Origin of the sequence: Kribbella sp. NBC_00482 (assembly GCF_036013725.1) — a bacterium.
In the GTDB taxonomy this organism is placed as follows: Bacteria; Actinomycetota; Actinomycetes; order Propionibacteriales; family Kribbellaceae; genus Kribbella.
This window is the reverse complement of sequence record NZ_CP107881.1, coordinates 8,344,380-8,366,528: the sequence shown is the minus strand read 5'-3', so window position 1 is coordinate 8,366,528 and position 22,149 is coordinate 8,344,380. Positions and strand designations below refer to the sequence as shown.

Below are 22,149 nucleotides of genomic sequence, written 5' to 3'. Positions count from 1 at the left end.
TCGATGCGCGTGGCAGTGACCGGCGGCCTGATCGCGGACGGCACCGGCGCCGACCTGGTGCCCGGGACCGTGCTGGTCGAGGGCGAGCGCATCACCGCGGTGCTGCCACCCGGTGAGCCGCTCGCCGAAGCAGACGTCATCGATGCCACAGGCAACATTGTGGCACCGGGGTTCGTCGATCTGCACTCGCACGCGGATTTCAGTCTCGGCGCGAGTCCGGCTGCCGAGTCGCAGCTCGCCCAGGGCGTCACCACGCTGGTCGCGGGGAACTGCGGCTGGTCGCCGTTCCCGATCACGGACCTCGAGACGTTGCGTGCGGGTACGGCGTTCCTCGGTCCGAAGCACGACTGGTCCTGGAACGATCTCGCCGGGTTCGCTGCGACGTTGCAACCGGCGGTGAACCTGGCTCTGCAAGTCGGCCATTGCACGCTGCGGATCGCCGCGATGGGCAGTGCGAAACGAGCGCCGTCGCCCGAGGAACTGCGGACGATGCAGGACCTGCTGCGGGCGGCAGCCGATCAGGGCGCGGTCGGGTTCTCGACCGGATTGATCTATGCGCCGGGCGCTTACGCATCATCTGAAGAGGTTGCCGCGTTGGTCGCTACTGCTGCTGAATGCGGGCTGCTGTACTCGACCCACATCCGCAACGAGGGCGCAGGTCTGCTGGGCGCCTTGGACGAGGCGATCGCGGCGGCGCGGGCCGGCGGCGCGCGGCTGGAGATCTCGCACCTGAAGGCCGTCGGCAAGGCCAACTACGGTCTCGTCGAGGCCGCGCTCGAACACCTGGACAAGGTCGACGACGTCGACCTCGGCTGGGACGCCTATCCGTACACCGCCACCAGCACGACGCTCACCACCAGGCTCCCGACCTGGGCGCTCGCCGGCGGCGTGTTGCTCGGCCGACTCGCCGACCCGGCCGAACGCGCGCGGATCGCCGAAGCCCTCCGCGCCGACGTACTGCTCTCGCCGGACTCGGTCGTGATCGCGTCGCTGCCACCGGGCCGCTACGAGGACAGCCGCGGCCTCAGCCTCACCGAGATCGCCCGGCGCGACGGGGTGGACGCCGCGGAGATCGTGCTCCGCATCCTTGAGTCCCACCAGGCTGCGGTGAGCGTGGTGAACCACGGGATGAGCGAGGACGACGTGACGACCGTTCTCGAACATCCGCGGACGGCGGTCGCCAGCGACGGCTGGATCATGGACGCAACCGGCCCCGGACACCCGCACCCCCGCAACTTCGGCACCTTCCCCCGCGTCCTCGGCCACTACGCCCGCGCCCGCGGCATCCTCACCCTCCCCGAAGCCATCCGCCGAATGACCTCACTCCCCGCGACCCGCCTAGGCCTCTCGGACCGCGGCCTCGTCAAACCAGGCACAATCGCCGACCTGGTGGTCCTCGACCCCCACAAGATCACCGACAACTCGACGTACGACGACCCATGGCAACTCTCCACCGGCATCAACCACGTCCTCGTAGCCGGCCAACCAACCCTGACCGACGCCACCCCAACCGCCCACCACCCGGGACGGATCATCGGCCTTACTTCTTGAAGCGTTTGGGGGCGTCTGGGAGTGGGGGAGGGGCTGCGGGCGGGGCGTCGGTGTCGGGTTCCAGCCAGCCGTCGTGCTCAGCGAGCAGGGTGTCCAGGGTGGCTCGGTCTACGTCTTCGAGTAAGACGAGCCACGGATGGTCCTCGTCGTCGTCCTCGCCGTGGAAGCGCCCGCGCCGTACCTCCCCGCCGAGCCGCTCCGCGACCGCGACGGCGTCGTCCTGCTCCCAGAAGTACGCGATCATGAGGAAACGCTACTGCGTTCTAGCGAGCCAGCGTCGTCGAGATCGGTCGCTCGGCGTTCGGCTCGTCCTCCGTGGCCTCGGGGGTCCACTCGAGGCTCGTGTCCATCCGGAGTTTGCTGCCGGCAATGGTTCGGAGCAGCAGCCAGCCCTGGTCCGGATCGCCCTGCCCTGCCTTGACGAATCCACCGCAACGCTGGGTGCGCCCACTCTCCAGTACGACGTGCTTCAGCCGAACCCCGACAACCGACTTCCCGTCCTCACCGACCAGCGGGCGGAACTTGGTCCCGACATCGGCGAGCACGACGACTCCCGAGCAGTTCCACGCCGGATAGCTGAACTCGCCGACCGGCTGCCCGACCTCGCCGCCGAACAACCGCAGCCGGACCTGGGTCCGCGGCCAGTACTCGTTGGTCTTGTTCGTCCACACGTTCCGATTCCCGCCGCGCACCGAGCCGGACCAGGCACCTGCCAGCCCGGCCGGCATCGCCACCGCCCCGGCGTCGCGCACCGAGTACTCGCCGTCGCCGATCGGGCTGATCCTGATCGTGTTCGCCTTCCCCGGCGGTACGACGATCAGCGCGCGATGCCTCGCGAACTCCTCGACCAGTTGCCCGCCGGACTCGATCCGCAACCCGCTCGCGGAACTGAGCCGGTACACGGTGTCCGTTACCACGGACCGATAGGTGTGCCGTACGACGACGTACCAGTGATCGTCCGGCTGCCGGTCGATGACCGTGATCGCGGCCCCGACCTTGAAGTCGCCCATCGGGGTCGCGAACGACGGGCCGACGAACACCTCGACCGATCCGGCCTCGTCGACCGAGATCTCCACCGGCCCGAACGAGATCGAGTCCTTCTGGACGCAACCCGTCACGAGCAGCAGCAGGGGAACCAGCAGCATCAGCCGTCTCATGTCAGCCCGCCCTCGTCAGCAGCGCGGCCTGCTCGAGTTTCGCGAGGTCGAGCTCCGACTGGGCGCTGACGCTCTTGTACTGCTCGACGTACAACTTGCCGTTGGCAAGCACCGTGAGACTGAACGGCGGCCCGCCGCCCTCGTTCAGCCGGACATAGACGCGGTTGATCGAGATCGGCCGGTCCGACGTCGTGTCCAGGACGAGGGTGTTCTTCTGGGCCGGCCGGGACTCCTTCTGCTCCCGGTCGCCGAAGGTGACGGTGAAGTCCGCCTTCGGCAGGTACGCCGTACCGACGACGTCCGAGGCGGGAAGTTTCCGCGCCGGGATCGTGATGGTGATCGGGCGGTCGGGCCGGGTGTACCCCTTGCCGAGCGGGTTGCTGCGCTCGAAGAAGCTGAGCTTCCCGGTCCACCGGCCGACCAGCTCCTTCGGCAGCAGCGGATCCGGCAAGGTGCCGCCCGGGCCGGACCTGGCGGCGGCGATCTGGGTGATCTCGGCGGTCGCGCCAGGGGTCAGCTCGACGACCGTGATCCGCATCCGCAGCGACTGGACCACCTTCCCCGACAGCGAGACCTGCAGCAGCCCGTCCGGCGCGAACTCGAACACGGCCTCCTTCCCGCCCTCGGACGCCAGCACGAACACGACGTACCACCGGAGCTCGGCCGCCTCCTTCGAGCGCTGTTCCTCGACGCGTTCCTCGGCGGTCGACACGCCCTTGCCGGGGTGGAGGATGTCGAGCTCGAACTGCTCGGCGGCACCGAAGTCGGCCTTGCCGGACGAGTCCACCGAGACCGACAACGGTCCCTTCTCGAGGGCGGCCTTGAGCTTCACGCGGTCGTCCTGGCCGGAGCAGGCGGTGAGGAGTCCGACGAGTAGCAGGAGGCAGAGGAACAGGCGGTCAGCGTTCATCGAGGAGGGCTGCTCCCAGTTCGGTGACGTGATGGCGGACGGCGCCGCCGTGGCGGACGGTGGTGATCAGGCCGGCCTCCCGCAGTACCGTCGCATGCTTGCTGGCGCTGCCGACCGACGTACCGACCTGGGCGGCGAGCCCGCTCGTGGTGAGGGTCGTGGCCAGCGCGGCCAGGCATTCGGCGCGGGTCTTGCCGAGCAGGGCGACGAGTTGTGCGGACGCCGTACGCGGGCCGGACGGGGATCCGGCCGCCGCGGGGTAGACGAGGACCGGTGGGAGTTCGGGGTCGATGAGCGTGATCGGGCGCTCGGTGCAGAAGTAGCTCGGCAGGATGGTGAGGCCGCGGCCGCGCAGGTGCACGGTGTGGTGCCGGAGGCCGTATCCGATCTCAAGCACCTGCCCGTCCCAGCCGATCACGCCGGGGATGGACCGGAGCAACGCATCCACGCCGCCGCGGGCGAGAGCGTCGGCCCGGGTCCTCCGGTCGGCGCCGACGGTTCCGGTCAGCTCGTGCCACACGGGTTCGAGGAGTACGTCGTACCCGCTGTGCATCGCTCCGGCGACATCGGTGAGGCGACGATGATCGCCCGCGGCGAGTTCGCGGACCCACTGCGGCGGTGTGCGGCCGTCGAACACCGCTTCGAGGTCCGGACGCAGCAACGTGCGCTGGGTCCGGGCGACGATCTCGCAACCGGCGTCGATGCTGTCACCGGAGTACGCCGGGGTGAGGAAATCGGGGAAGTTGCCTTCGAGCGGTACGAGGGTGAACAGGATGCCCAGCCACTTCCGAGCGTGGTCGTGGGCCGTGACACGGATCGTGGCCTGCTCCCGCCACCGGGCGAGATGCGCCGGCACCAGCGGTTCTCGGGCGGCGTGCAGGCTCAGGACGAGCTCCCACAGCGGGTCAGGCCCGTCGGCGAGCCGGATCCGGTGGAGGTCGTCCCGGTCGAAGACCATCCGCAGCGTCACAGTTCGAAGTCTGACAGTGAGCGCGGTCCACGCCGATCAGGGTTTTCGCCTCGATGAAAAGGCGGCGCACTAGGCTTGGGCCATGAGTACGTTTCCCTGGTTGAAGGGGCATGGGACCGAGAACGACTTCGTGATCCTGCCCGATCCCGATGGTTCCGTGCACGGCGAGCTGGACGCGTCGGTGGTGCGGTTCCTCTGCGACCGGCACGCCGGCCTCGGCGCCGACGGGGTGCTGCGGGTGATCGAGGGCGACAAGCAGTCGTACGTCGAGGACGGCGGCGACTGGTTCATGGACTACCGGAACGCGGACGGTTCGATCGCGGAGATGTGCGGGAACGGTATCCGGGTCTTCGTGAAGTACCTGGCGGAGGCGGGCCTGATCGACGGGAAGCCGGTCCGGGTCGGCACCCGCGCGGGCGTCAAGGAGGTCGCGCAGAACGACGACGGCACGCTGACCGCCGACATGGGCGAGCCGACGATCCCCGACGCGGCCGGGATCGTGGTCGACGCCAACGGTCACCAGTGGCCCGCCGTCCACGTCGACATGGGCAACCCGCACGCGGTCGCCTTCGTCGACAACCTGAACGAGCCGGGCAACCTGTGCGATCAGCCCACCTGGTCGCCGTCGGACGCCTTCCCGCACGGGGTGAACGTGGAGTTCGTCGTACGGCGTGGTCCGCGCGACGTCCAGATGCGGGTGCACGAGCGCGGATCGGGGGAGACGCGGTCGTGTGGCACGGGCACCTGCGCCGTGACCGTGGCGGCTGCGCGAGCGGCCCGTGAGGAGCGCCCGGTGACGTACCGCGTCGGCGTACCGGGTGGTGAAGTGAGCGTGACGTGGCGCGCGGACAACCACCTGGAACTGACCGGACCGGCGGTTCTGCACGCTCGTGGCGAGTTCGACCGCGCGTGGCTGGGAATCTGATTCCTGCGTGGGGCGTTGACTCCTGGTAAACGGGTCGCTTGTACTTGAGGCCCGTGCCACCATGGAAGGTATATGACGACCCATTCACACGCGTACGAAGAGACCACCGACGTCGAAACCGACCTCATCGAGGGCGATGACTCCGGCGATTCGTTGACGGGTCACGATGAGTACGACAACGAGCTGACCACCGAGGGCCTCGAGCTCGAGGAGCGCCAAGCGCTCCGGCGTGTGGTCGGCATGTCGACCGAGCTGACCGACATCAGCGAGGTCGAATACCGCAAGCTGCTGCTCGAGCGGGTGCTGCTGGTCGGCGTCTGGACCGAGGGCAGCGCCGAGGACGCGGAGAACTCGCTGGCAGAGCTGAAGTTGCTCGCCGAGACCGCCGGTTCCGAGGTACTGGACGGCGTGATCCAGCGGCGCAAGAAGCCGGACGCGGCGACCTTCATCGGTTCCGGCAAGGTGACCGACCTGCGCAACCTGGTCGCGTCGCTGGGTGTGGACACCGTGATCGCCGACGGCGAGCTGGCGCCCGCGCAGCTGCGCAACCTGGAAGACCGGCTCAAGGTCAAGGTCGTCGACCGGACCGCGCTGATCCTGGATATCTTCGCGCAGCACGCGAAGAGCAAGGAAGGCAAGGCCCAGGTCGAGCTGGCCCAGCTGCAGTACATGAAGCAGCGCCTGCGTGGTTGGGGTGGAAACCTGTCCCGCCAGGCCGGTGGACGGGTCGGCGCGGCCGGTGGCGGTATCGGTGGCCGTGGTCCCGGTGAGACCAAGATCGAGACCGACCGGCGCCGGATCAACACCAAGATCGCGAAGCTCCGCCGGATGCTCAAGAACCTGAAGAGCACCCGGTCGACGATGCGCCAGGAGCGTCGCCGCAACCTGGTTCCGTCGGTCGCGATCGCGGGGTACACCAACGCCGGCAAGTCCTCGCTGCTGAACCAGCTCACCGGCGCGGGCGTGCTGGTCGAGGACGCGCTGTTCGCGACCCTGGACCCGACGACCCGCCGTACGACGACTTCCGACGGCCGCGTGTACACGCTGACCGACACGGTCGGGTTCGTCCGGCACCTGCCGCACGACATCGTCGAGGCGTTCCGCTCGACGCTGGAGGAGGTCACGGACGCCTACCTGCTGCTGCACGTGGTGGACGGTTCGCACCCGGACCCGCTCGCGCAGATCCAGGCGGTCCGCGAGGTGCTGTCCGAGATCAACGCGACCGACGTACCGGAGATCGTGGTGATCAACAAGGCCGACGCCGCCGACCCGCTCGCGCTGGCGCCGATCCTGCACCGCGAGCCGAACGCGATCGTCGTGTCGGCCCGCACCGGCGAAGGCATGGACAAGCTTCGCGAGCTGCTCGAGGGCGCCCTGCCGCAGCCGCACGTGGCCCTGGAGGTCCTGCTGCCGTACGACCGCGGTGACCTGGTCTCCCGGATCCACTCCGAAGGCTCGGTCGAGCAACTCGAACACACCGCCGACGGCACCCACCTGACCGCAAGGGTCCACCCGGCCCTGGCCGGCGACCTCACGCCGTACCAGGTCACCAAAGCGAGCTAAACGTCCCGGCGGAGCAAGGCAATCGCCCCACCGCCGACGGCGAGCAGCACGTACGCAGCCACAACACAGGCGGCCAGGACCGGCTCCAGAACGGAGCCGGTGCCTGTGCCCGCCACCTGTTCGGCCAGGTTCGGGAGCACTAAGGCCCTGACCCGGTCGCCCCAGGGCGCGGGCAGAAAGCTCGTCAGTCCTGGCAGCACGAACAGCGCTACCACGGCTGCCGCGGTGGAACGCAGTACGGCGCCGAGACCCAAACCGACCAGGGCCGTCGCCGTCACGACTGCCGCGGAGGCGCCACCGAACCAACCGTGAGCGCCTTGCCGAGCAGGATCCGCAGCCGCCCCGGTACGGCGATCAACGTCGTGGTGATGGAACGGGTCGCGTGTTCGGACGTCATCGCCAGCACGCCGATCACTCCGCAGCAGATCGGCAGGATCTGCATCACCAGGAAGTCCGAGCCCGCCGCGGACGAGATCTTCGCCTCAGCCGGCCGGCTGTCGTAGATGGTCGCGACGTTCCAGGCCCACAACGCACCGGCCCCGACCGCGCAGACCGCCACCGCCGGCGCGATGTACGTCGAACGCACCGTCCGGCAGGAGCCGCCGTCGACGACTTGAGTTTCACCGTCACGCTGCGGATCCTGCTCGGACTCGCGGCCCGTAGGCAGAGACACGGCGGCCCGGGAGCAGGACTCCCGGGCCGCCGGCACTACTTGTTGCTCAAGGCACTACTTGCGCTTCGAGACCTGGATCTTCATCGTGGTGCCGGTCTTGGAGACGACCTTGATGTTGACGCCGTTGTTCGGGACCTTCACGCTGCTGGTCGGCAGATCGGCCGACCAGTACTGCTTGCTGTCGTTGAAGGTCGGTACGGCGTTCTGGCCGCGGATGTAGCTCGCCTGCCCGTTGATGTGCAACGTGAACGAGTCCGCCTTCTCGAGGCCGAACGGAGCGTCGTACCCGCTGACGCGCGGACGCCACAGCTGGCCGTCGATCCGGTTGATCGGGACCGGGTGGCTGTCGACAGGCAGCACGAGGCCCTCACCCGGGTGGGTGTTGGTGTTGTTGTTGCGCTGCGACGTGTCCCAGTACCAGACCAGCAGGCCGTCCTGGTACGGGAAGTGCTCCACCTTGTCGCCCAACGTGCTCGCCCAACCGAAGTTGTACGGACCGGTCTTCAGGTGCTGGTCGTACGACACGTAGTTCACGTTCGACGCGATGTAGTAGTTGTCGTACGGCGTCGTGATGGTCGCACCGACCGAGCTGAAGCCGTTCAGGGTCCAGCCTTCCGGCGTGGCCTCCGCACCGGAGTCGACCAGCGTGGTCGAGCCCGAGACGACCTTGATCGCGTCGGCGAAGAACCCGTAGCCACCGGTGTTCGCGTCGGTCGAGTAGCGCAGCTGCAGGCCGATCGTCTTGCCCTGGTAGGCGGACAGGTCGAACGTCGCCGGGACCCAGCCGCCGCTCTTGCCGTCGATGCCGTTGCCCTCGGCCGCCTTGGTGATCGAGCCCGCGATCGGCTTGTAGCCGGTGCCGTCGTTGACCTCGACGTAGGCGTAGTCGCACGCGTCAGGGCCGCAGTCCTCGATGTCCCAGTTCGCCTGGAACGTCAGGGTGGTGGTGCCTGCCGGTACGGCGACCTGCCGGTTCATGGTGTGGGTGAACTCGTCGCCCTCACCGCTCCACCAGGACTTGGTGCCGACCGGAGGTGTCTGCAGCGGCGTGGTGACCAGCTTCTTCGGCAAGGTGACCACCGCGGCCTGTGCCTTGGCCGAGTTGTACTCGTGCGGTCCGAGCTCGAGCGTCCTGTTCTGGCCCGCGTTCACGATCTCGTAGTCGAGCCAGCCGAGCTGCAGCTTGTCCCAGGCACCGAGGTCGGCCGCCTGCTCGCCGATACCGCCGTCAGTCGGCTTGCCGACCCGGCTCTGCGCCATGATCGTCCACCAGTTCACGCCGTTCTCGACCGCTGCACCCGAGGTGTCGTAGTGGTCGGGCAGGCCCAGGTCGTGCGCGTACTCGTGGGCGAAGACGCTGATACCGCCGTTCTCCGGCTGGATCGTGTAGTCGCCGACGTACAGGCCGGTGTCGCCGATCTGCGCGCCGCCGATCGGGTTGTTCGCCGGGCCGCCGGCGAAGTTCGCGTACCAGCGGTGCGACCAGATCGCGTCCTCGCCCTGCTGCGGGTCGCCGTCGGCCTGGTCGCCACCGGCGTGCACGATCTGGAAGTGGTCGATGTAGCCGTCCGGCTCGTTGAAGTTGCCGTCACCGTCGTAGTCGTAACGGTCCCACTGGTCGAACGTCTTCAGGTCCGCGGTGATCTGCGCCTTGGTCCGCCCGGCCGCTTGCTGGTCGACGACCCACTGGTTCACCGCGTCCTGGACCAGGTTCCAGGTGTTGCTGCAGACGTTGCTCGCGCACGGGAAGCCGTTCGAGCGGCCGTACCGGGCCTCGTTGTACTTGACCTTCACCCAGTCGGTGACCTCGCCGGACACCGAGTAGCGGCCAGACGACTGCTTCTCGTAGTACTTCTTCACGGAGTTGCCGCTGCCGAAGTACATGTCCTGGAAGTGCTTCTGGTTGTAGTCGGCCTGCCAGACGGTGGAGTTGTCCACCGATCGGTCCGGCTCCGGGATCGCGTTGTGCAGCGGGCCCTCGAAGGTGGCCGGGCCGGGGATGCTCGGCGCCTGGTCCTTGTCCGGGTAGTCCGGGTGCCGCTCGCTGCCGAACTCGGCCAGCACGACGAAGATCCGGTCGGTCTTCTCCCGGCCGAGCTCCACGTACTGGTCGACGCGGGCCTTGGCGCTCTTGGCGCTCTTCCCACCCTTGGCGCCGGCGGCCTTGGTCCCGAGCTTGACGACCGTGCTGCCGTTACGCTGCTCAGGCTTGGCCTGACCGTTGATGACCTTGGTCAGGGCCTCCTGCCGCAGCTCGCGGCGCTTGTCCTCGAGCGGGTTGGGCAGCTCGTCGGATGCGGGTGCAGGCTCACTTGCGCTCGGCGCCGACCCTTGCTTGGACGGTGTGGCGGCGTTTCCGGCCGTGGCCGCGGCGATGCCGAGCCCGGTCGTCGCCGCCAAAGCCAGGCTGAACAGCCCAGCGGGTAGCTTGCGCACGATTCCCCTCCGTGTCTGATAACGCAGTGTGTTCGTAGCTCCCCCGAGCGTGTTTTGCGCGAGAGTACGGGGAAATTAGCTTCAGCTGAAGTGGAACTGAGGAAATGCTGTGAACGAGCGGGGAAACCTGCGTTCTGAGTAGAAGGGCTCACGCATTCCATCCCTGGTACTTGGCAGACTGTTGCGGGTGGAGCGCCAGACAGTCGACCTGCTGCAGCCGTTGTGGCGTGCGCTGGTCGTGTTCCGCCTGCTCACCTGGGCGTTCGCGTGCTTCGGCGTGTGGACTCGCTGGGACGGCATCGTCCGCCCGTACGGCGCGGTGCTCCAGCTGGCCGTGATGGGGGTCTGGACGCTGATCTCGTCGTACGGCTACAGCCGCCGCTGGGGCCGCCGGAACACGCGGCTCGCGTTCGCGGACCTGATCGTCACGGTCGGCTGCATGTTCGCGACCTTGTGGGCCCAGCCGCTGCTCGACATCCGCGCGGGCGCCTCCGTACTGACCTCGGTGTGGGCGGCCGGGCCGGTCCTGGCGCTGGCCATCTCCCGCGGCCGCGACGGCGGTCTGCTCGGCGCCGCCACGATCAGCCTGGCGCTGCTGTCGCTGCGTGGGGTCGAGAACGTGTCGAAGATCCTCAGCAACGTCCAGCTGTTACTGGTTGCCGGGCTGGTCGTGGGGTACGCCGCCTCCACCATGCGGCAGGCGGGCGTGCGGCTGCGCGAGGCGATCGCCGCGGAGAGCGCGACCGCTGAGCGGCTGCGGCTCAGTCGCTCGATCCACGACGGCGTACTGCAGGTGCTGGCCCAGGTACAGCGGCGCGGTACGGCGATCGGCGGCGAGGCGACCGAACTGGCGCAGCTGGCCGCCGAACAGGAAGTTGCCCTCCGCACCTTGATGTCCACCCGCCCCACCGTCGCGACGGGCGATCGCGTTGATCTGTGTGGACTGCTGTTGCCGCTGGCCACGACCCGGATCGACGTCGTCGTACCGGCCGCGCAGGTCCTGCTGCCCGCGCCCACGGCCGAGGAACTGGTTGCCGCGGTCAAGGAAGCTCTGAGTAACGTGTCGAAGCACGCCGGCCCCGACGCCCGGTCCTGGGTGGTCGTCGAGGACCTCGGCGGGGAAATCGTGGTGTCGATCCGCGACGACGGCGTCGGTACGACGCCCGCACGCCTCGAACAGGCCCGCGTGAACGGGCACCTGGGCGTCAGTCAGTCCATCCGCGGCCGGATCGCCGACCTGGGTGGCACCGTCACCGTCCGGACCGCCCCCGGCGAAGGAACCGAATGGGAGTTGAAGGTGGAGGTCTCATGACCCGCATCATGATCGTCGACGATCACCCGATGTGGCGCGAGGGCGTGGCACGCGATCTGGGGAGCCGTGGGTACGACGTCTGCGCGACCGCCTCGGACGTCGCGAGCGCGGTGAAGATCGCGCTGGCGACCCGCCCGGACGTGGTGGTGATGGACCTGCAACTCGGCGACGGCTCCGGCGTCGACGCGACCCGCGAGATCACCACAGCCCTCCCCGACACCCGCGTCCTCGTACTGTCGGCCAGCGCCGAGCAGGACGACGTACTCGCGGCCGTCAAGAACGGCGCCTCCGGGTATCTGGTGAAGTCCGCGTCCCTGGACGAGTTCGACGAGGCGGTACGCCGTACCGCCGAGGGCGACGCGATCTTCAGCGCGGGTCTCGCCGGACTGCTGCTGGGGGAGTACCGCCGCCTCGGCGAGACCGGGCCCGAGGTCCCACACCTCACCGACCGCGAAACCGAAGTACTGCGCCTGGTAGCCCGCGGCCTCACCGCCAAACAAATCGCCACCCGCCTCGTCCTCTCCCACCGCACAGTCGAGAACCACGTCCAAAACACCCTCCGCAAACTCCAACTCCACAACCGAGCCGAACTAGTCCGCTACGCCATAGAACACGGCCTCGACACGGACTAACCACCCCACGCGAGCTGCGTAGTACGCGTGGGCGGGTGGTTGGCTGGGTGGACGGTTACGGTTGCGACACGGTCGCTTGTGCGGTTGTGTGGCGTTCGTACACTGTGCGTTCCACGTCCGCGTGGGTGCTCTCTGTCATGACACCTGTACTGCGGGTGCCTATCTCCGGAGGATTCGGTGAACCGGTCGTCCCTTGTCCGCGCACTTCTCGCCTTCCTGGTCCTGGCGGCGTCGACGTACGTCACGTTGACCGCCAAGCCACAGCTCGGTCTCGACCTGCGCGGCGGAACGCAGATCGTCCTCCAGGCGAAGGACTCGCCGACGGTCAAGGCGACCAAGGAGACCACCGACAAGGCCACCCAGGTCCTGCACCGGCGGATCGACGCGCTCGGCGTCAGCGAGCCGAACGTCACCCGCCAGGGCGAGAACCGAATCATTGTCGAGCTGCCCGGCGTCCAGGACCCGCGCGAGGCCGCCAAGGTGATCGGTAAGACCGCGCAGCTCACGTTCCACGAGGTGCTCGACCAGGTCGCGACCAAACCGGCCAAGCCTGCGGCGGGGGAGACCTACCTGCCGCCCGAGAGCGGCCAGGGCGTCCTGCGGCTCGCCAAACCCGCGATGACCGGCGAGCTGGTCAGTGGCGCCGAGGGCCGGCTCGACCCGCAGCAGGTCGCGCAGGGCTGGTTCGTCGAGATGAACTTCAAGGGCGACGGCGGCAAGACCTGGGCGAACATCACCGGCAAGGCCGCCTGCAACCCGGTCGGCACCCCGCAGCGGCTGATCGCGATCGTGCTCGACAACGAGGTCATCAGCTCGCCGCAGGTCGACCCGAACGGCGGCAACCAGCTCTGCAAGATCGGTATCGCCGGCGGCAGCACCACGATCTCCGGCTCCTTCACCGAGGAGAGCGCGAAGGACCTGGCCGCGCTGATCTCCGGCGGCGCGCTGCCGGTGCCGGTCGAGGTCATCGACCAGCGCACGGTCGGCCCGTCGCTCGGTCAGGACGCGATCCAGGCCAGCGCCCTCGCCGCGATCATCGGCCTCGCGCTGACCGCGCTCTTCATCATCGTGGTCTACCGCCTCGTCGGCCTGATGGCGGTCATCGGCCTGCTCGGGTACGCCGCGATGTCGTACGCCGCCTTGACCGTGATCGGAGCCACCCTCACCCTGCCCGGCCTGGCCGGATTCGTGCTCGCGATCGGGATGGCGGTCGATGCGAACGTCCTTGTCTTCGAACGCGCCCGTGAGGACTTCATAGCCGGCCGCACCGACGGCCTGCGCCGCTCGCTGCGCAGCGGCTTCCAGAACGCGCTGTCCGCGATCGCCGACTCCAACATCACCACGCTGCTGGCGGCCGGCCTGCTGTTCGTCCTGGCCGCCGGTCCCGTCCGCGGCTTCGGCGTCACGCTCTCGATCGGTGTGATCGCCTCGATGCTGTCGGCCCTCGTGGTGACCCGCGTGTTCGCCGAGTTCGTCGTGTCGCGTGGGTTCGTCCTGCGTCGTCCGGGCCTGAGCGGGATCGCCGGCCACGGCCGGGTCCGGATCTGGCTGGAACACCGGAAGCCGTCGCTGATGAAGCACAGCCGCCGTTGGCTCGTGATCACGGCGGTCGCAATCATCGTGAGCGTCGCGGGCGTCGCTGTCCGCGGCCTGAACCTCGGCATCGAGTTCACCGGCGGCCGGCTGATCGAGGTCAGTACGGCGCAACGGATCACGCCGGACCAGGCGCGCGCCGCAGTCGCCGAGGCCGGGTACCCGACCGCGGTCGTGCAGGCGTCCGGGACCGACGACATCACCGTGCGGACCGGCACGATCAGCGACGACGAAGCGGTGAAGATCCAGGAGTCCCTGGCCCGGATCGGCGGCTCCGCCGACGTGATCCGCAACGAGAGCATCGGCCCGTCGCTCGGTGAGGAGCTGCGGAACAAGGGCCTGATCGCCCTCGGCATCGCGCTGCTCGCCCAGTTGGCGTACCTCGCCGCGCGGTTCCGCTGGACGTTCGGCGCCGGCGCCGTCCTGGCGCTGCTGCAGAACGTCGCGGTCGTGGTCGGTGTCTTCGCCTGGACGGGGAGGCCGATCGACGGCATCTTCCTGGCCGCGCTCCTGACCGTCATCGGCTACACGGTGAACGACTCGGTGGTCGTCTTCGACCGGATCCGCGAGACCCGCAGCGCGCGGGCCACCGACAACCTCGGCACGACCATCGACACCGCGATCGTGAACGTCCTGCCACGAACCATCAACACCGGTATCTCGACCCTCTTCATCCTCGCCGCCCTGCTGTTCCTCGGCGGCGACTCACTCGCCGACTTCTCCCTGGCGCTCCTGCTGGGCATCCTCGTCGGCACCTACTCCTCCAACCTCACCGCGGCACCCCTCCTCCTCGAACTCGAACGCCGCTACCCGGCCCCACCGCCGCGCCCCAAGCGCAGCCAGGTGGACCACGACGCCCAACCCGACCGCGGCGCCGTCGTCTGATCACTTTCAGCCGGTCACCGGCTGTGAAAGGAGTCTGAAAGCACGGCCTGAGATGTTCGTGAACACCACGGAACCGACGATTCGGAGTGGTTTTCATGGGCATCAAGAGACCGGTCGTGCTCGGCTCGGCCGCTGCGGTACTGATCGCGGCAGTGGCCGGGGCCCTGCTGGTGAAGGGATTCGGCCCGGAAGATCCCGTCGTACCGGCGTACACGCGGACAGCGACGGCGGGGGAGAAGGCGCTGCTGTACCGCGCCGAGGAGCGGTTGATCAGTCGTTGCATGGCCGATCACGGCTATCGCTATCTGGACCGTGCGCAGCCGCCGGCGCCGACCGCCGCGCAGCGTGAGTTCCCGTACGTCGTCGACGATCCGAGCTGGGCGAAACGGTACGGCTACGGGCTGACGCTCGCGGCGACGGAGCAGCCGGTCGAGCCGGCCGACGGCAATGCGGCGTACGTGAACAAGCTGTCGACCGCCGACCAGAAGGCCTACCAGGCGGCGCTGATCGGCAGCGGCCGCCAGATCACCATTGATCTGCCCGCCGGCGGCCGGGTGAGCGTCAGCAACAAGGGCTGCGTCGCGACTGCCCGCAAGCAGTTGTACGGCGATCTGCGCGGCTGGTTCGCCGCCAGCAAGACCATCGAGGGCCTTGACCGCGTCGTACGCCGGGACGTCCGAGCAGACGCCCGCTACCAGGCCGCCGTGAAGGACTGGGCAGCCTGCCTACGCCGCAGCGGTGTCGCGGTCGAGGACCCGGGCGCGCTGCGTGAGGAGCTCGCACGGCGTACCGAGAAGCTCCCAGAGGCCGACGCGAAGCGGACAGAGGTCCGGTTCGCGGTACTCGAGGCCACCTGCGCGAACTCGTCGTCGCTGGGCAAGACGATCCACACGATCGAGCCGAAGCATCGCGCGGCGGCAATGGCCGCGCACACGGATGACCAGCGGTTGCTCGCAGCCTACGAGGTCGCCGCGCTGCCCCGCGCGCACGAAGCGCTCGACCGGGGCTGAGATCTCCCGCCGGGCAATCCGGCTCGGCGGGTCGGGAAACACACAACCACAAGGGGTGTATTTCGCATGCGCACATCACGGAAGCTCGGAGCAGCAGTCGGAGGCCTCGCACTGATCGCGACGGCGTTCGTCGGCAGCGGTACGGCGAACGCGAACCTGGCGGACTGCGACTCGGGCAACTTCTGCGCCTGGACCGAGGACGGCTTCACCGGGAGGATCGCCGAGTGGTCCGGCAACTCGACGCAGTGGCTGGGCCGGAACATGCACGACGACGCCGACTCCGTCTACAACAACGGGAAGCCGGTGACCCTCGACAGCGTGAACGTCTACGAGGACATCAACTACGGCGACTTCGACATCTGCGTCAACCGTGGCGAGACCTACGACGCGGGCATGGACGACAACGACTACGACTCGCACAAGTGGGTCGATCACTGCTGACCGGACCTCACTCGGGGAAGCGCAGGGGCGCGGGCGCAGTCGGCCCGCGTCCCTGCGGGAGGTTCCACCACGGTTATCCACAGCTGCGCCTGCCGGAGCGTAAATCTGTCCGCGGCGCGGGCTAGGGTATGGCGGTGGGTGTTGATGTGCGGGATCTGCTGGAAGCTGCCGTGGCCGGGATCGCCGGTCAGACACGGCCGGGGCAGGTGGAGATGGCGCAAGCCGTCGACACCGCGATGCACGACGGATCGCATCTGCTGGTCCAGGCAGGCACCGGCACCGGCAAGTCTCTCGGGTACCTCGTCCCCGCGCTGCTGCACGCGATCGAGGACCGTCGCGTGGTCGTTTCCACGGCGACCCTCGCGTTGCAGTCCCAGCTCGTCGACCGCGACGTACCGGCGTTGCTCGACGCGACCGAGAAGCTCCTCCCGCGCAGACCGAAGTACGCGATCCAGAAGGGGCGGAACAACTACGCCTGCCTGCACCGGATCCGGGAGGGCGCGCCGGACGACGACGGCATGCTCGTCGACGTGCCGCCGTCGGGGGAGATCGGCCGTCAGGTCGTCGAGCTCCGCGACTGGGCCGAGCAGCAGCTCGCCGACGGCGAGGCCGGCGATCGGGATCACGCCCCGTCGCACCAGTACCAGGCCTGGCAGCAGGTGGCGATCAGCGCGCGCGAGTGCCTCGGCGCACAGAAATGCCCGTACGGCGAGGAGTGCTTCGCCGAGAAGTCCAAGGAACTCGCCCGCAAGGCCGACATCGTCATCACGAACCACGCCCTGCTGTCGATCGACGCCTTCGAGAACCGCACGGTCCTGCCCGAGCACGACGTCATCATCGTCGACGAGGCCCACGAGCTGCCCGCCCGGGTCACCGGCGCGGCCGGCGACGAGCTGTCCCCGCAGATGGTCGAGCGCGCCGCCAAACGCGGCCGCCGGTTCGTCGACGACGACAAGGCCGACGACCTGATCGACGCCTCCGACGCGCTCCGCGCCGCGCTCGAGGGCACCCGCGAGGGCCGCATCGAGCCGTCCAACACGCTGGTCCTCGAGGCCGCCGCCCTGGTCCGCGACGCGGCCCGCGGCATGTACTCCGATCTGAACAAGAAGTCCGACGACAAGGACAACGACCCGGACGGCGCCAAGCGGCAGTCCAAGGGCGCGGTCAAGGAGATCTTCGACGTCGCCGAACGCGTCGCCGCGCTGAGCGACGCCGACGTGGTCTGGATGATCGACCGCGACCGCTTCGGCCGCGAGCTCCGGATCGCCCCGCTCACCGTCGCCGGCCTGCTCCGCGAACTGGTCCTCCGCGACCGTACGGCGGTGCTCACCTCCGCGACGCTGACACTCGGCGGCGACTTCGACGCGATCGCCCGCCAGGTCGGCCTGCGGCCCGCCGACAAGCTCGCTGACGACGACGAGATGCCGGAGCTGGACGACTCCGAGGAGAAGGGACCGCTGCCGTGGCGCGGCCTCGACGTCGGCTCCCCGTTCGAGTACGAGAAGCAGGCGATCCTGTACGTCGCCAAGCACCTCCCGGCACCGCACCGCGACGGACTGGGCAAGAAGCAGTTCGAGGAGATCATCGACCTGATCACCGCGGCCGGCGGACGGACCCTCGGCCTGTTCTCGTCCCGCCGTGCGGCGGAGGCGGCGACCGCCGCGGTGCGCGAGGCCACCGACCTCAAGGTGCTCTGCCAGGGCGACGCGCAACTCGGCGAGCTGGCCCGCGAGTTCGTCGACGACCCCGAGACGTCGCTGTTCGGCACGCTGTCGCTGTGGCAGGGAATCGACGTACCGGGATCGACCTGCAACCTGGTCATCATCGACCGGATCCCGTTCCCGCGCCCGGACGAGCCGCTGATGGCGGCCCGCCAGCGTGCCGTCGACGAGGCGGGCGGCAACGGGTTCATGTCCGTGGCCGCAACGCACGCCGGACTGCTGCTCGCGCAGGGCACCGGCCGGCTGATCCGCCGCAGCTCGGACCGCGGCGTGGTCGCGATCCTCGACCCCCGCATCGTCACCCAGCGGTACGGCGGGTTCCTGCGCGCCTCCTTGCCGCCGATGTGGCCGACCGCCGATCGTGAGAAGGTGCTCGGCGCGCTGAAGCGGTTGCAGTCCACGTGAGCCAGTCATGAGTCCCGTGACCGGCCCGCCGGTGCTGCCGATGATGGCAGCCCTGGGGCAGATGCCCTCCGGAGCGGGCTGGTCGTACGAGATGAAGTGGGACGGCATCCGCGTCATCGCCGAGGTCGACGACGGCGTCTGCCGGCTGTGGTCGCGGAACAGCCACGACGTGTCCGGCGGCTACCCCGAGCTGATCGGCCTCGCGGAGGCGCCCGGGTTGCGGTTGCCCGCCGTACTCGACGGGGAGATCGTCACGCTGGACGAGAACGGCGCGCCGTCGTTCGGCCTGCTGCAGCGACGGATGCATGTCCGCGACCCGCGCCAGCTCCGGCATCTGATCACCGAGGTGCCGGTGTCCGTGCGGGTGTTCGACCTGCTCCGCTTCGACGGCGAGTGGTTGCTAGAGGCAACGTACGACGATCGTCGCGGACTGCTCGAGTCGCTGGACATCGGCGACCCGTTCTGGGAGGTGCCGCCGGCGCTGCTCGACAGCGACCAGGCGCTCGAACAGTCTGCTGCGCAAGGGCTCGAAGGGGTGGTGGCGAAGCGGCGCAAGTCGCGGTACCTGCCGGGGCGGCGCAGCGCCGACTGGATCAAGATCAAGCCGGTGCTGACCAGAGACGTCGTACTGTGCGGCTGGCATCCGGGGGAGGGGAACCGGGAAGGGAAGATCGGCTCCTTCTACTGCGGCGCGTACGCCGACGGCGAGCTGGTGCTGATCGGCAAGGTCGGCTCCGGACTCGACTTCGCGACGCTGGACCTGCTGAGCGCCGAGCTGACCGGTCTCGAGATCGAACGGCCCGCGTTCAACCCCTCGAGCATCCCGATGACGGACCGGCGTCGCGCCCACTGGCTCGACCCGGCCCTGGTCGCCGAAGTCACCTACTCCGGCTGGGGCGGGGACGGCCGGCTACGGCATCCGGTATGGCGCGGTTTGCGTCTCGACATCAACCCGGAATCGGTCCTCGTAGAGCGCGCCTGAATACATTCGGGACCTGCGGCCGACGACCGAATTGTTCGAAATGCGGAGAATGTTCTGCGGCGCTGAGACATTCGCTGTTCCACTGTCGCAGAAAATGACCGAATTTCAGTCGTTCGTTTCCCGGGACGGCGCCGGTACCGCCAGTGCGGACTCGATCTTGTCGACCAGCTTCTCGGGCGAGTGTGTCGGCGCGTAGCGCGCGATCACCCCGCCGTCGCGACCGAGCAGGAACTTGGTGAAGTTCCACTTGACCCGGCCGCCGAGCAGGCCGCCCTGCTCGCGTTTCAGCCAGTTGTACAACGGGATCGTCCGCGACCCGTTGACCTCGATCTTGGCGAACATCGGGAAGGTGACGTGGTAGATCGTCGAGCAGAAGTTCGCGATCTCGTTCTCGTCACCAGGCTCCTGGTGGCCGAACTGGTCGCAGGGAAAACCGAGCACCGAGAAGCCCTGCCGGCGGTACGTCCTGTAGAGCTTCTGCAGACCCGTGTACTGCGGGGTCTGGGCACACTGCGACGCCGTGTTCACCACCAGGAGCACCTGGTCGCGGAAATCGGCAAGAGACTGTTCATTGCCTTCGATCCGCGTGGCGCTGAAGTCATAGACAGTCGTCATGACTCAATGCTGACACGACACGCCCGACTTCGCTCGCCGTCCGATATGTCAGACTCGCCGCAGAACTGTTACGACCTTTCCGAGAATGACCGCGTCCTTGCCGTCGATCGGCTCGAAAGCGGGGTTGTGTGGTAGCAGCAGGATCTCGGTCTTGGTCTTCTTGAACGTCTTCACGGTCGCCTCGCCGTCGATCATCGCGGCCACGATGTCGCCGTTCTCCGCGGTCTGCTCCTGCCGCACGACCACCCAGTCGCCGTCGCAGATGGCCGCGTCGATCATCGACTCGCCCTTGACCTTCAGCATGAACAGCGTGCCCTCGCCGACCATTGCCTTGGGCAACGGGAAGACCTCTTCGATCTCCTGCTCGGCGAGGATCGGGTTACCGGCGGCGATCTGGCCGACCACCGGCACATACACCGCGTCCGGGTGCGCGTCGCCGGCCCCGGTCTCGTCGTACGCCGTCTGCCGCACCGAGCCGAGCGCCGACCGCCGGGCCGCGGCGTCGAGCTCGCCGGGGTAGCGGACCTCGATCGCCCGCGGGCGGTTCGGGTCGCGGCGGAGCAAGCCCTTCTGCTCGAGCACACGCAGCTGGTGCGACACCGAGGAGGAGCTGGTCAGGCCGACCCGCTCACCGATCTCGCGCATCGACGGCGGGTAGCCGCGGCTGTCCACCGAGTCGCGGATCACGTCCAGCACGCGGCGCTGGCGCGGCGTCAGTCCGGTCGCGTCCGCCGGTCCGTCCGGCAGCTCCGCGACCGTACGGTCCGACTTGCCCGCGGCCTTGTCCGCGCCAGTGCGCTCGTCCTTGCTGGAACCGCTCGGCGTCCTGGCCATCGGTGGTAACTCCTCGGGTCGGGCCGGTGATCGTCCCACCGGCCGAAACGTGCTCGACTGAGTCGACCGTAGACCGAATCCTGAGATTCTTCAAACATCTGTTCGAAGGCGTGTCGGTTCGCATGTTTGTTCGGGTGTCAGGTTATAAGGCGCACGCGGGGTGCTGTCGCGGCAGGGAATTTCCTGGGCGTGTCCTGGTTGGAAGTGGTTGCGCGAGGGGCGGCTGTCGGTTAATCATTCGTACAGGCGTTCGATCGAACAGGTGTTCGGGTCGGGCGAACAGGCTGGTCTTCGGAACTGACCGGGGCGGTGGGGTGGGGACCGCAACGAAACTGTCGGAGGCAGCCGATAGACAGGACTCGACACCGCAGGACGCGCACCGAACAGAGGTCTGGAGGACCCGATGAGCACAGCAGCCGTAGCGGCCGACGCACTGGGCCGACACCGCTCGCCGGAGGCCACCCCGCCACGCCGGCGGACCGCAAACCCCCACCTCAAGGCCGTTCCAACCACACCCACCGAGTCCCCGGCCGCCCCGGCTCCGGCGGTGGCGCCGCGTCGGCGTCCGCGGATCGAGGGTGCGACCACCGACCGGCTGCCGATTCGTGGGTGCTCGGGTGACGAGCTCGGGCGCCAGGCCTCGGTGCAGCCCGAGCCGACCCTTCGGCTGACCCAGCGCGGCCGGATGCTGCTGACCGTCGTGTCGGTCCTCATCTTCGGCGCGGCGATCCTCGTCCTCGGCCTCCGGGTCGCCGGCGTCCTCGAGCCCGGCCCGCACTTCACCCACACCGTTCCGGTGCAGGTCGCCCCGGGTCAGACCCTCTGGTCCATCGCCCAGGACACCAACCCCGGCCAGGATCCCGCCGCGGTCGTGGAGAAGATCGCGAACCTCAACAACCTCGCCACGCCCGCGGACATCATCCCCGGCCAGACCCTGCAGATCCCCGTCGCCGGCTGATCAGCTCCGCCCGGCGCGCCATTCGTCCTCGAGCAGCGCGTACGCGTATTCGTTGCCCCACTCACCCTTGAACTGCGACGCATGCAGGTGATGCGCCTCGCGCCGCATTCCGAGCCGTTCGAGCAGCCGCGCCGAAGCACTGTTCCGGTCGTCGAGGATCGCCACGATCCGATGCAGCGCGAGCTCCTCGAAGCCGACCCGCAGCATCTCGCGCGCAGCCTCCGCGGCAAGCCCCTTGCCCTGGTAGTCGGTGTGCAGCGCAAACCCGATCTCACCCTGGCGGTCGGCCTCGCTCGCCCACTTCAGCAGCACCTCGCCGATGACGGTCCCGGTCTCGCGCAGCTCGATCGCCAGCACCAGCCACTGACCGTCCGCGGTCAGCTCACCCTGCGGAAGCTTCCGCTCCAGCGCGGCCCGCGTCTCCTCCCGGCTCCGGACCGGCCACGGCGTGTACCGCACGACCTCCGGCCGTGAGTGAAAAGCGAACAGGTCGTCCAGATCGTCCATCCGATGCGGCCGCAGCTCCAGCCGCTCGGTCAGCAGCGGGTACGCGGGTCGGAATCCAGTCACGGCACC

21 protein-coding genes are annotated in these 22,149 nt (G+C 68.6%); 11 read left to right on the top strand and 10 right to left on the bottom strand.

Annotated elements, in window-relative coordinates:
* Positions 1-3 precede the first annotated feature (3 nt).
* Positions 4-1,551 (top strand): N-acyl-D-amino-acid deacylase family protein, encoded by a 1,548-nt coding sequence (locus OHB24_RS40180; protein ID WP_327636215.1) that lies wholly within the window; start codon positions 4-6, stop codon positions 1,549-1,551.
* On the opposite strand, the gene OHB24_RS40175 is transcribed toward OHB24_RS40180, so the two are convergent.
* Genes OHB24_RS40175 through OHB24_RS40160 form a run of 4 tightly spaced genes read right to left on the bottom strand, consistent with a single transcriptional unit; the run spans position 1,541 to position 4,588 of the window.
* Positions 1,541-1,795: a hypothetical protein gene (locus OHB24_RS40175; protein ID WP_327636214.1), complete on the bottom strand. Its 255-nt coding sequence runs from the start codon at positions 1,793-1,795 to the stop codon at positions 1,541-1,543. The two genes, OHB24_RS40180 and OHB24_RS40175, sit on opposite strands and share 11 nt — an antisense overlap.
* Positions 1,796-1,814: 19 nt before the next feature.
* A complete protein-coding gene (locus OHB24_RS40170) occupies positions 1,815-2,708 on the bottom strand; it encodes a hypothetical protein (RefSeq protein WP_327636213.1) in 894 nt (297 codons plus the stop codon).
* Between the two features lies 1 nt (position 2,709).
* Positions 2,710-3,618, bottom strand: coding sequence for a hypothetical protein (locus OHB24_RS40165; protein WP_327636212.1), 909 nt, complete (start codon positions 3,616-3,618; stop codon positions 2,710-2,712).
* Positions 3,608-4,588 (bottom strand): transcriptional regulator, encoded by a 981-nt coding sequence (locus tag OHB24_RS40160; protein WP_327636211.1) that lies wholly within the window; start codon positions 4,586-4,588, stop codon positions 3,608-3,610. Before OHB24_RS40160 ends, OHB24_RS40165 begins: the two co-directional genes overlap by 11 nt.
* Before the next feature lie 82 nt (positions 4,589-4,670).
* Here OHB24_RS40160 and dapF point away from each other — a divergent pair, with 82 nt between their 5' ends.
* Positions 4,671-5,513 (top strand): diaminopimelate epimerase, encoded by an 843-nt coding sequence (gene dapF / locus OHB24_RS40155; RefSeq protein WP_327636210.1) that lies wholly within the window; start codon positions 4,671-4,673, stop codon positions 5,511-5,513.
* Between the two features lie 72 nt (positions 5,514-5,585).
* The gene (gene hflX / locus OHB24_RS40150; RefSeq protein ID WP_327636209.1) at positions 5,586-7,076 is read left to right on the top strand and encodes a GTPase HflX; all 1,491 of its coding nucleotides are present in this window, start codon (positions 5,586-5,588) and stop codon (positions 7,074-7,076) included.
* On the opposite strand, the gene OHB24_RS40145 is transcribed toward hflX, so the two are convergent.
* Genes OHB24_RS40145 through OHB24_RS40135 form a run of 3 tightly spaced genes read right to left on the bottom strand, consistent with a single transcriptional unit; the run spans position 7,073 to position 10,185 of the window.
* Positions 7,073-7,354, bottom strand: a complete 282-nt coding sequence (locus OHB24_RS40145; protein WP_327636208.1) for a hypothetical protein — start codon at positions 7,352-7,354, stop codon at positions 7,073-7,075. The genes hflX and OHB24_RS40145 overlap by 4 nt on opposite strands.
* Positions 7,351-7,749, bottom strand: coding sequence for a hypothetical protein (locus OHB24_RS40140; protein WP_327636206.1), 399 nt, complete (start codon positions 7,747-7,749; stop codon positions 7,351-7,353). Before OHB24_RS40140 ends, OHB24_RS40145 begins: the two co-directional genes overlap by 4 nt.
* Positions 7,750-7,803: 54 nt before the next feature.
* Complete coding sequence (locus tag OHB24_RS40135) at positions 7,804-10,185, bottom strand: immune inhibitor A domain-containing protein (RefSeq protein WP_327636205.1); 2,382 nt, start codon at positions 10,183-10,185, stop codon at positions 7,804-7,806.
* A 187-nt stretch (positions 10,186-10,372) separates the two neighbouring features.
* Between OHB24_RS40135 and macS the strand changes: the two genes are divergently transcribed.
* The 7 genes from macS to ligD all read left to right on the top strand — a co-directional run bounded on the left by macS (position 10,373) and on the right by ligD (position 19,166).
* Positions 10,373-11,497 carry a MacS family sensor histidine kinase gene (gene macS / locus OHB24_RS40130; RefSeq protein ID WP_327636204.1) on the top strand — a complete coding sequence of 375 codons (1,125 nt, stop codon included), beginning with the start codon at positions 10,373-10,375 and terminating at the stop codon, positions 11,495-11,497.
* Positions 11,494-12,129, top strand: a complete 636-nt coding sequence (locus OHB24_RS40125; protein ID WP_327636203.1) for a response regulator transcription factor — start codon at positions 11,494-11,496, stop codon at positions 12,127-12,129. The genes macS and OHB24_RS40125 overlap by 4 nt, the downstream gene beginning before the upstream one ends.
* A gap of 177 nt (positions 12,130-12,306) precedes the next feature.
* The gene (secD, locus tag OHB24_RS40120) at positions 12,307-14,607 is read left to right on the top strand and encodes a protein translocase subunit SecD (RefSeq protein WP_327636202.1); all 2,301 of its coding nucleotides are present in this window, start codon (positions 12,307-12,309) and stop codon (positions 14,605-14,607) included.
* A gap of 95 nt (positions 14,608-14,702) precedes the next feature.
* A complete protein-coding gene (locus tag OHB24_RS40115) occupies positions 14,703-15,617 on the top strand; it encodes a hypothetical protein (protein ID WP_327636200.1) in 915 nt (304 codons plus the stop codon).
* Between the two features lie 66 nt (positions 15,618-15,683).
* Entirely contained in the window at positions 15,684-16,058 is a 375-nt protein-coding gene (locus OHB24_RS40110; protein ID WP_327636199.1) for a peptidase inhibitor family I36 protein, read from the top strand.
* A 128-nt stretch (positions 16,059-16,186) separates the two neighbouring features.
* A complete protein-coding gene (locus OHB24_RS40105; RefSeq protein ID WP_327636198.1) occupies positions 16,187-18,184 on the top strand; it encodes an ATP-dependent DNA helicase in 1,998 nt (665 codons plus the stop codon).
* Positions 18,185-18,191: 7 nt separating this feature from the next.
* Positions 18,192-19,166: a non-homologous end-joining DNA ligase gene (gene ligD, locus OHB24_RS40100; protein ID WP_327636197.1), complete on the top strand. Its 975-nt coding sequence runs from the start codon at positions 18,192-18,194 to the stop codon at positions 19,164-19,166.
* A 105-nt stretch (positions 19,167-19,271) separates the two neighbouring features.
* Here ligD and OHB24_RS40095 read toward each other — a convergent pair whose 3' ends face one another.
* Positions 19,272-19,781 carry a glutathione peroxidase gene (locus tag OHB24_RS40095; RefSeq protein WP_327636196.1) on the bottom strand — a complete coding sequence of 170 codons (510 nt, stop codon included), beginning with the start codon at positions 19,779-19,781 and terminating at the stop codon, positions 19,272-19,274.
* 48 nt (positions 19,782-19,829) lie between these two features.
* Positions 19,830-20,615, bottom strand: a complete 786-nt coding sequence (lexA, locus tag OHB24_RS40090; protein ID WP_327636195.1) for a transcriptional repressor LexA — start codon at positions 20,613-20,615, stop codon at positions 19,830-19,832.
* 403 nt (positions 20,616-21,018) lie between these two features.
* On the opposite strand from lexA, the gene OHB24_RS40085 reads away from it, so the two are divergent.
* Entirely contained in the window at positions 21,019-21,573 is a 555-nt protein-coding gene (locus OHB24_RS40085) for a LysM peptidoglycan-binding domain-containing protein (RefSeq protein ID WP_327636194.1), read from the top strand.
* On the opposite strand, the gene OHB24_RS40080 is transcribed toward OHB24_RS40085, so the two are convergent.
* Positions 21,574-22,143 carry a GNAT family N-acetyltransferase gene (locus OHB24_RS40080; protein WP_327636193.1) on the bottom strand — a complete coding sequence of 190 codons (570 nt, stop codon included), beginning with the start codon at positions 22,141-22,143 and terminating at the stop codon, positions 21,574-21,576.
* Positions 22,144-22,149 lie beyond the last annotated feature (6 nt).

Bases quoted from the DNA above. Each gene is read 5' to 3' on its own strand.
- OHB24_RS40180 (WP_327636215.1), top strand. From the start codon at position 4: ATGCGCGTGGCAGTGACCGGCGGCCTGATCGCGGACGGCACCGGCGCC.
- OHB24_RS40175 (WP_327636214.1), bottom strand. From the start codon at position 1,795: ATGATCGCGTACTTCTGGGAGCAGGACGACGCCGTCGCGGTCGCGGAG.
- OHB24_RS40170 (WP_327636213.1), bottom strand. From the start codon at position 2,708: ATGAGACGGCTGATGCTGCTGGTTCCCCTGCTGCTGCTCGTGACGGGT.
- OHB24_RS40165 (WP_327636212.1), bottom strand. From the start codon at position 3,618: ATGAACGCTGACCGCCTGTTCCTCTGCCTCCTGCTACTCGTCGGACTC.
- dapF (WP_327636210.1), top strand. From the start codon at position 4,671: ATGAGTACGTTTCCCTGGTTGAAGGGGCATGGGACCGAGAACGACTTC.
- hflX (WP_327636209.1), top strand. From the start codon at position 5,586: ATGACGACCCATTCACACGCGTACGAAGAGACCACCGACGTCGAAACC.
- OHB24_RS40125 (WP_327636203.1), top strand. From the start codon at position 11,494: ATGACCCGCATCATGATCGTCGACGATCACCCGATGTGGCGCGAGGGC.
- OHB24_RS40115 (WP_327636200.1), top strand. From the start codon at position 14,703: ATGGGCATCAAGAGACCGGTCGTGCTCGGCTCGGCCGCTGCGGTACTG.
- OHB24_RS40110 (WP_327636199.1), top strand. From the start codon at position 15,684: ATGCGCACATCACGGAAGCTCGGAGCAGCAGTCGGAGGCCTCGCACTG.
- OHB24_RS40105 (WP_327636198.1), top strand. From the start codon at position 16,187: ATGGCGGTGGGTGTTGATGTGCGGGATCTGCTGGAAGCTGCCGTGGCC.
- ligD (WP_327636197.1), top strand. From the start codon at position 18,192: ATGAGTCCCGTGACCGGCCCGCCGGTGCTGCCGATGATGGCAGCCCTG.
- OHB24_RS40095 (WP_327636196.1), bottom strand. From the start codon at position 19,781: ATGACGACTGTCTATGACTTCAGCGCCACGCGGATCGAAGGCAATGAA.
- lexA (WP_327636195.1), bottom strand. From the start codon at position 20,615: ATGGCCAGGACGCCGAGCGGTTCCAGCAAGGACGAGCGCACTGGCGCG.
- OHB24_RS40085 (WP_327636194.1), top strand. From the start codon at position 21,019: ATGAGCACAGCAGCCGTAGCGGCCGACGCACTGGGCCGACACCGCTCG.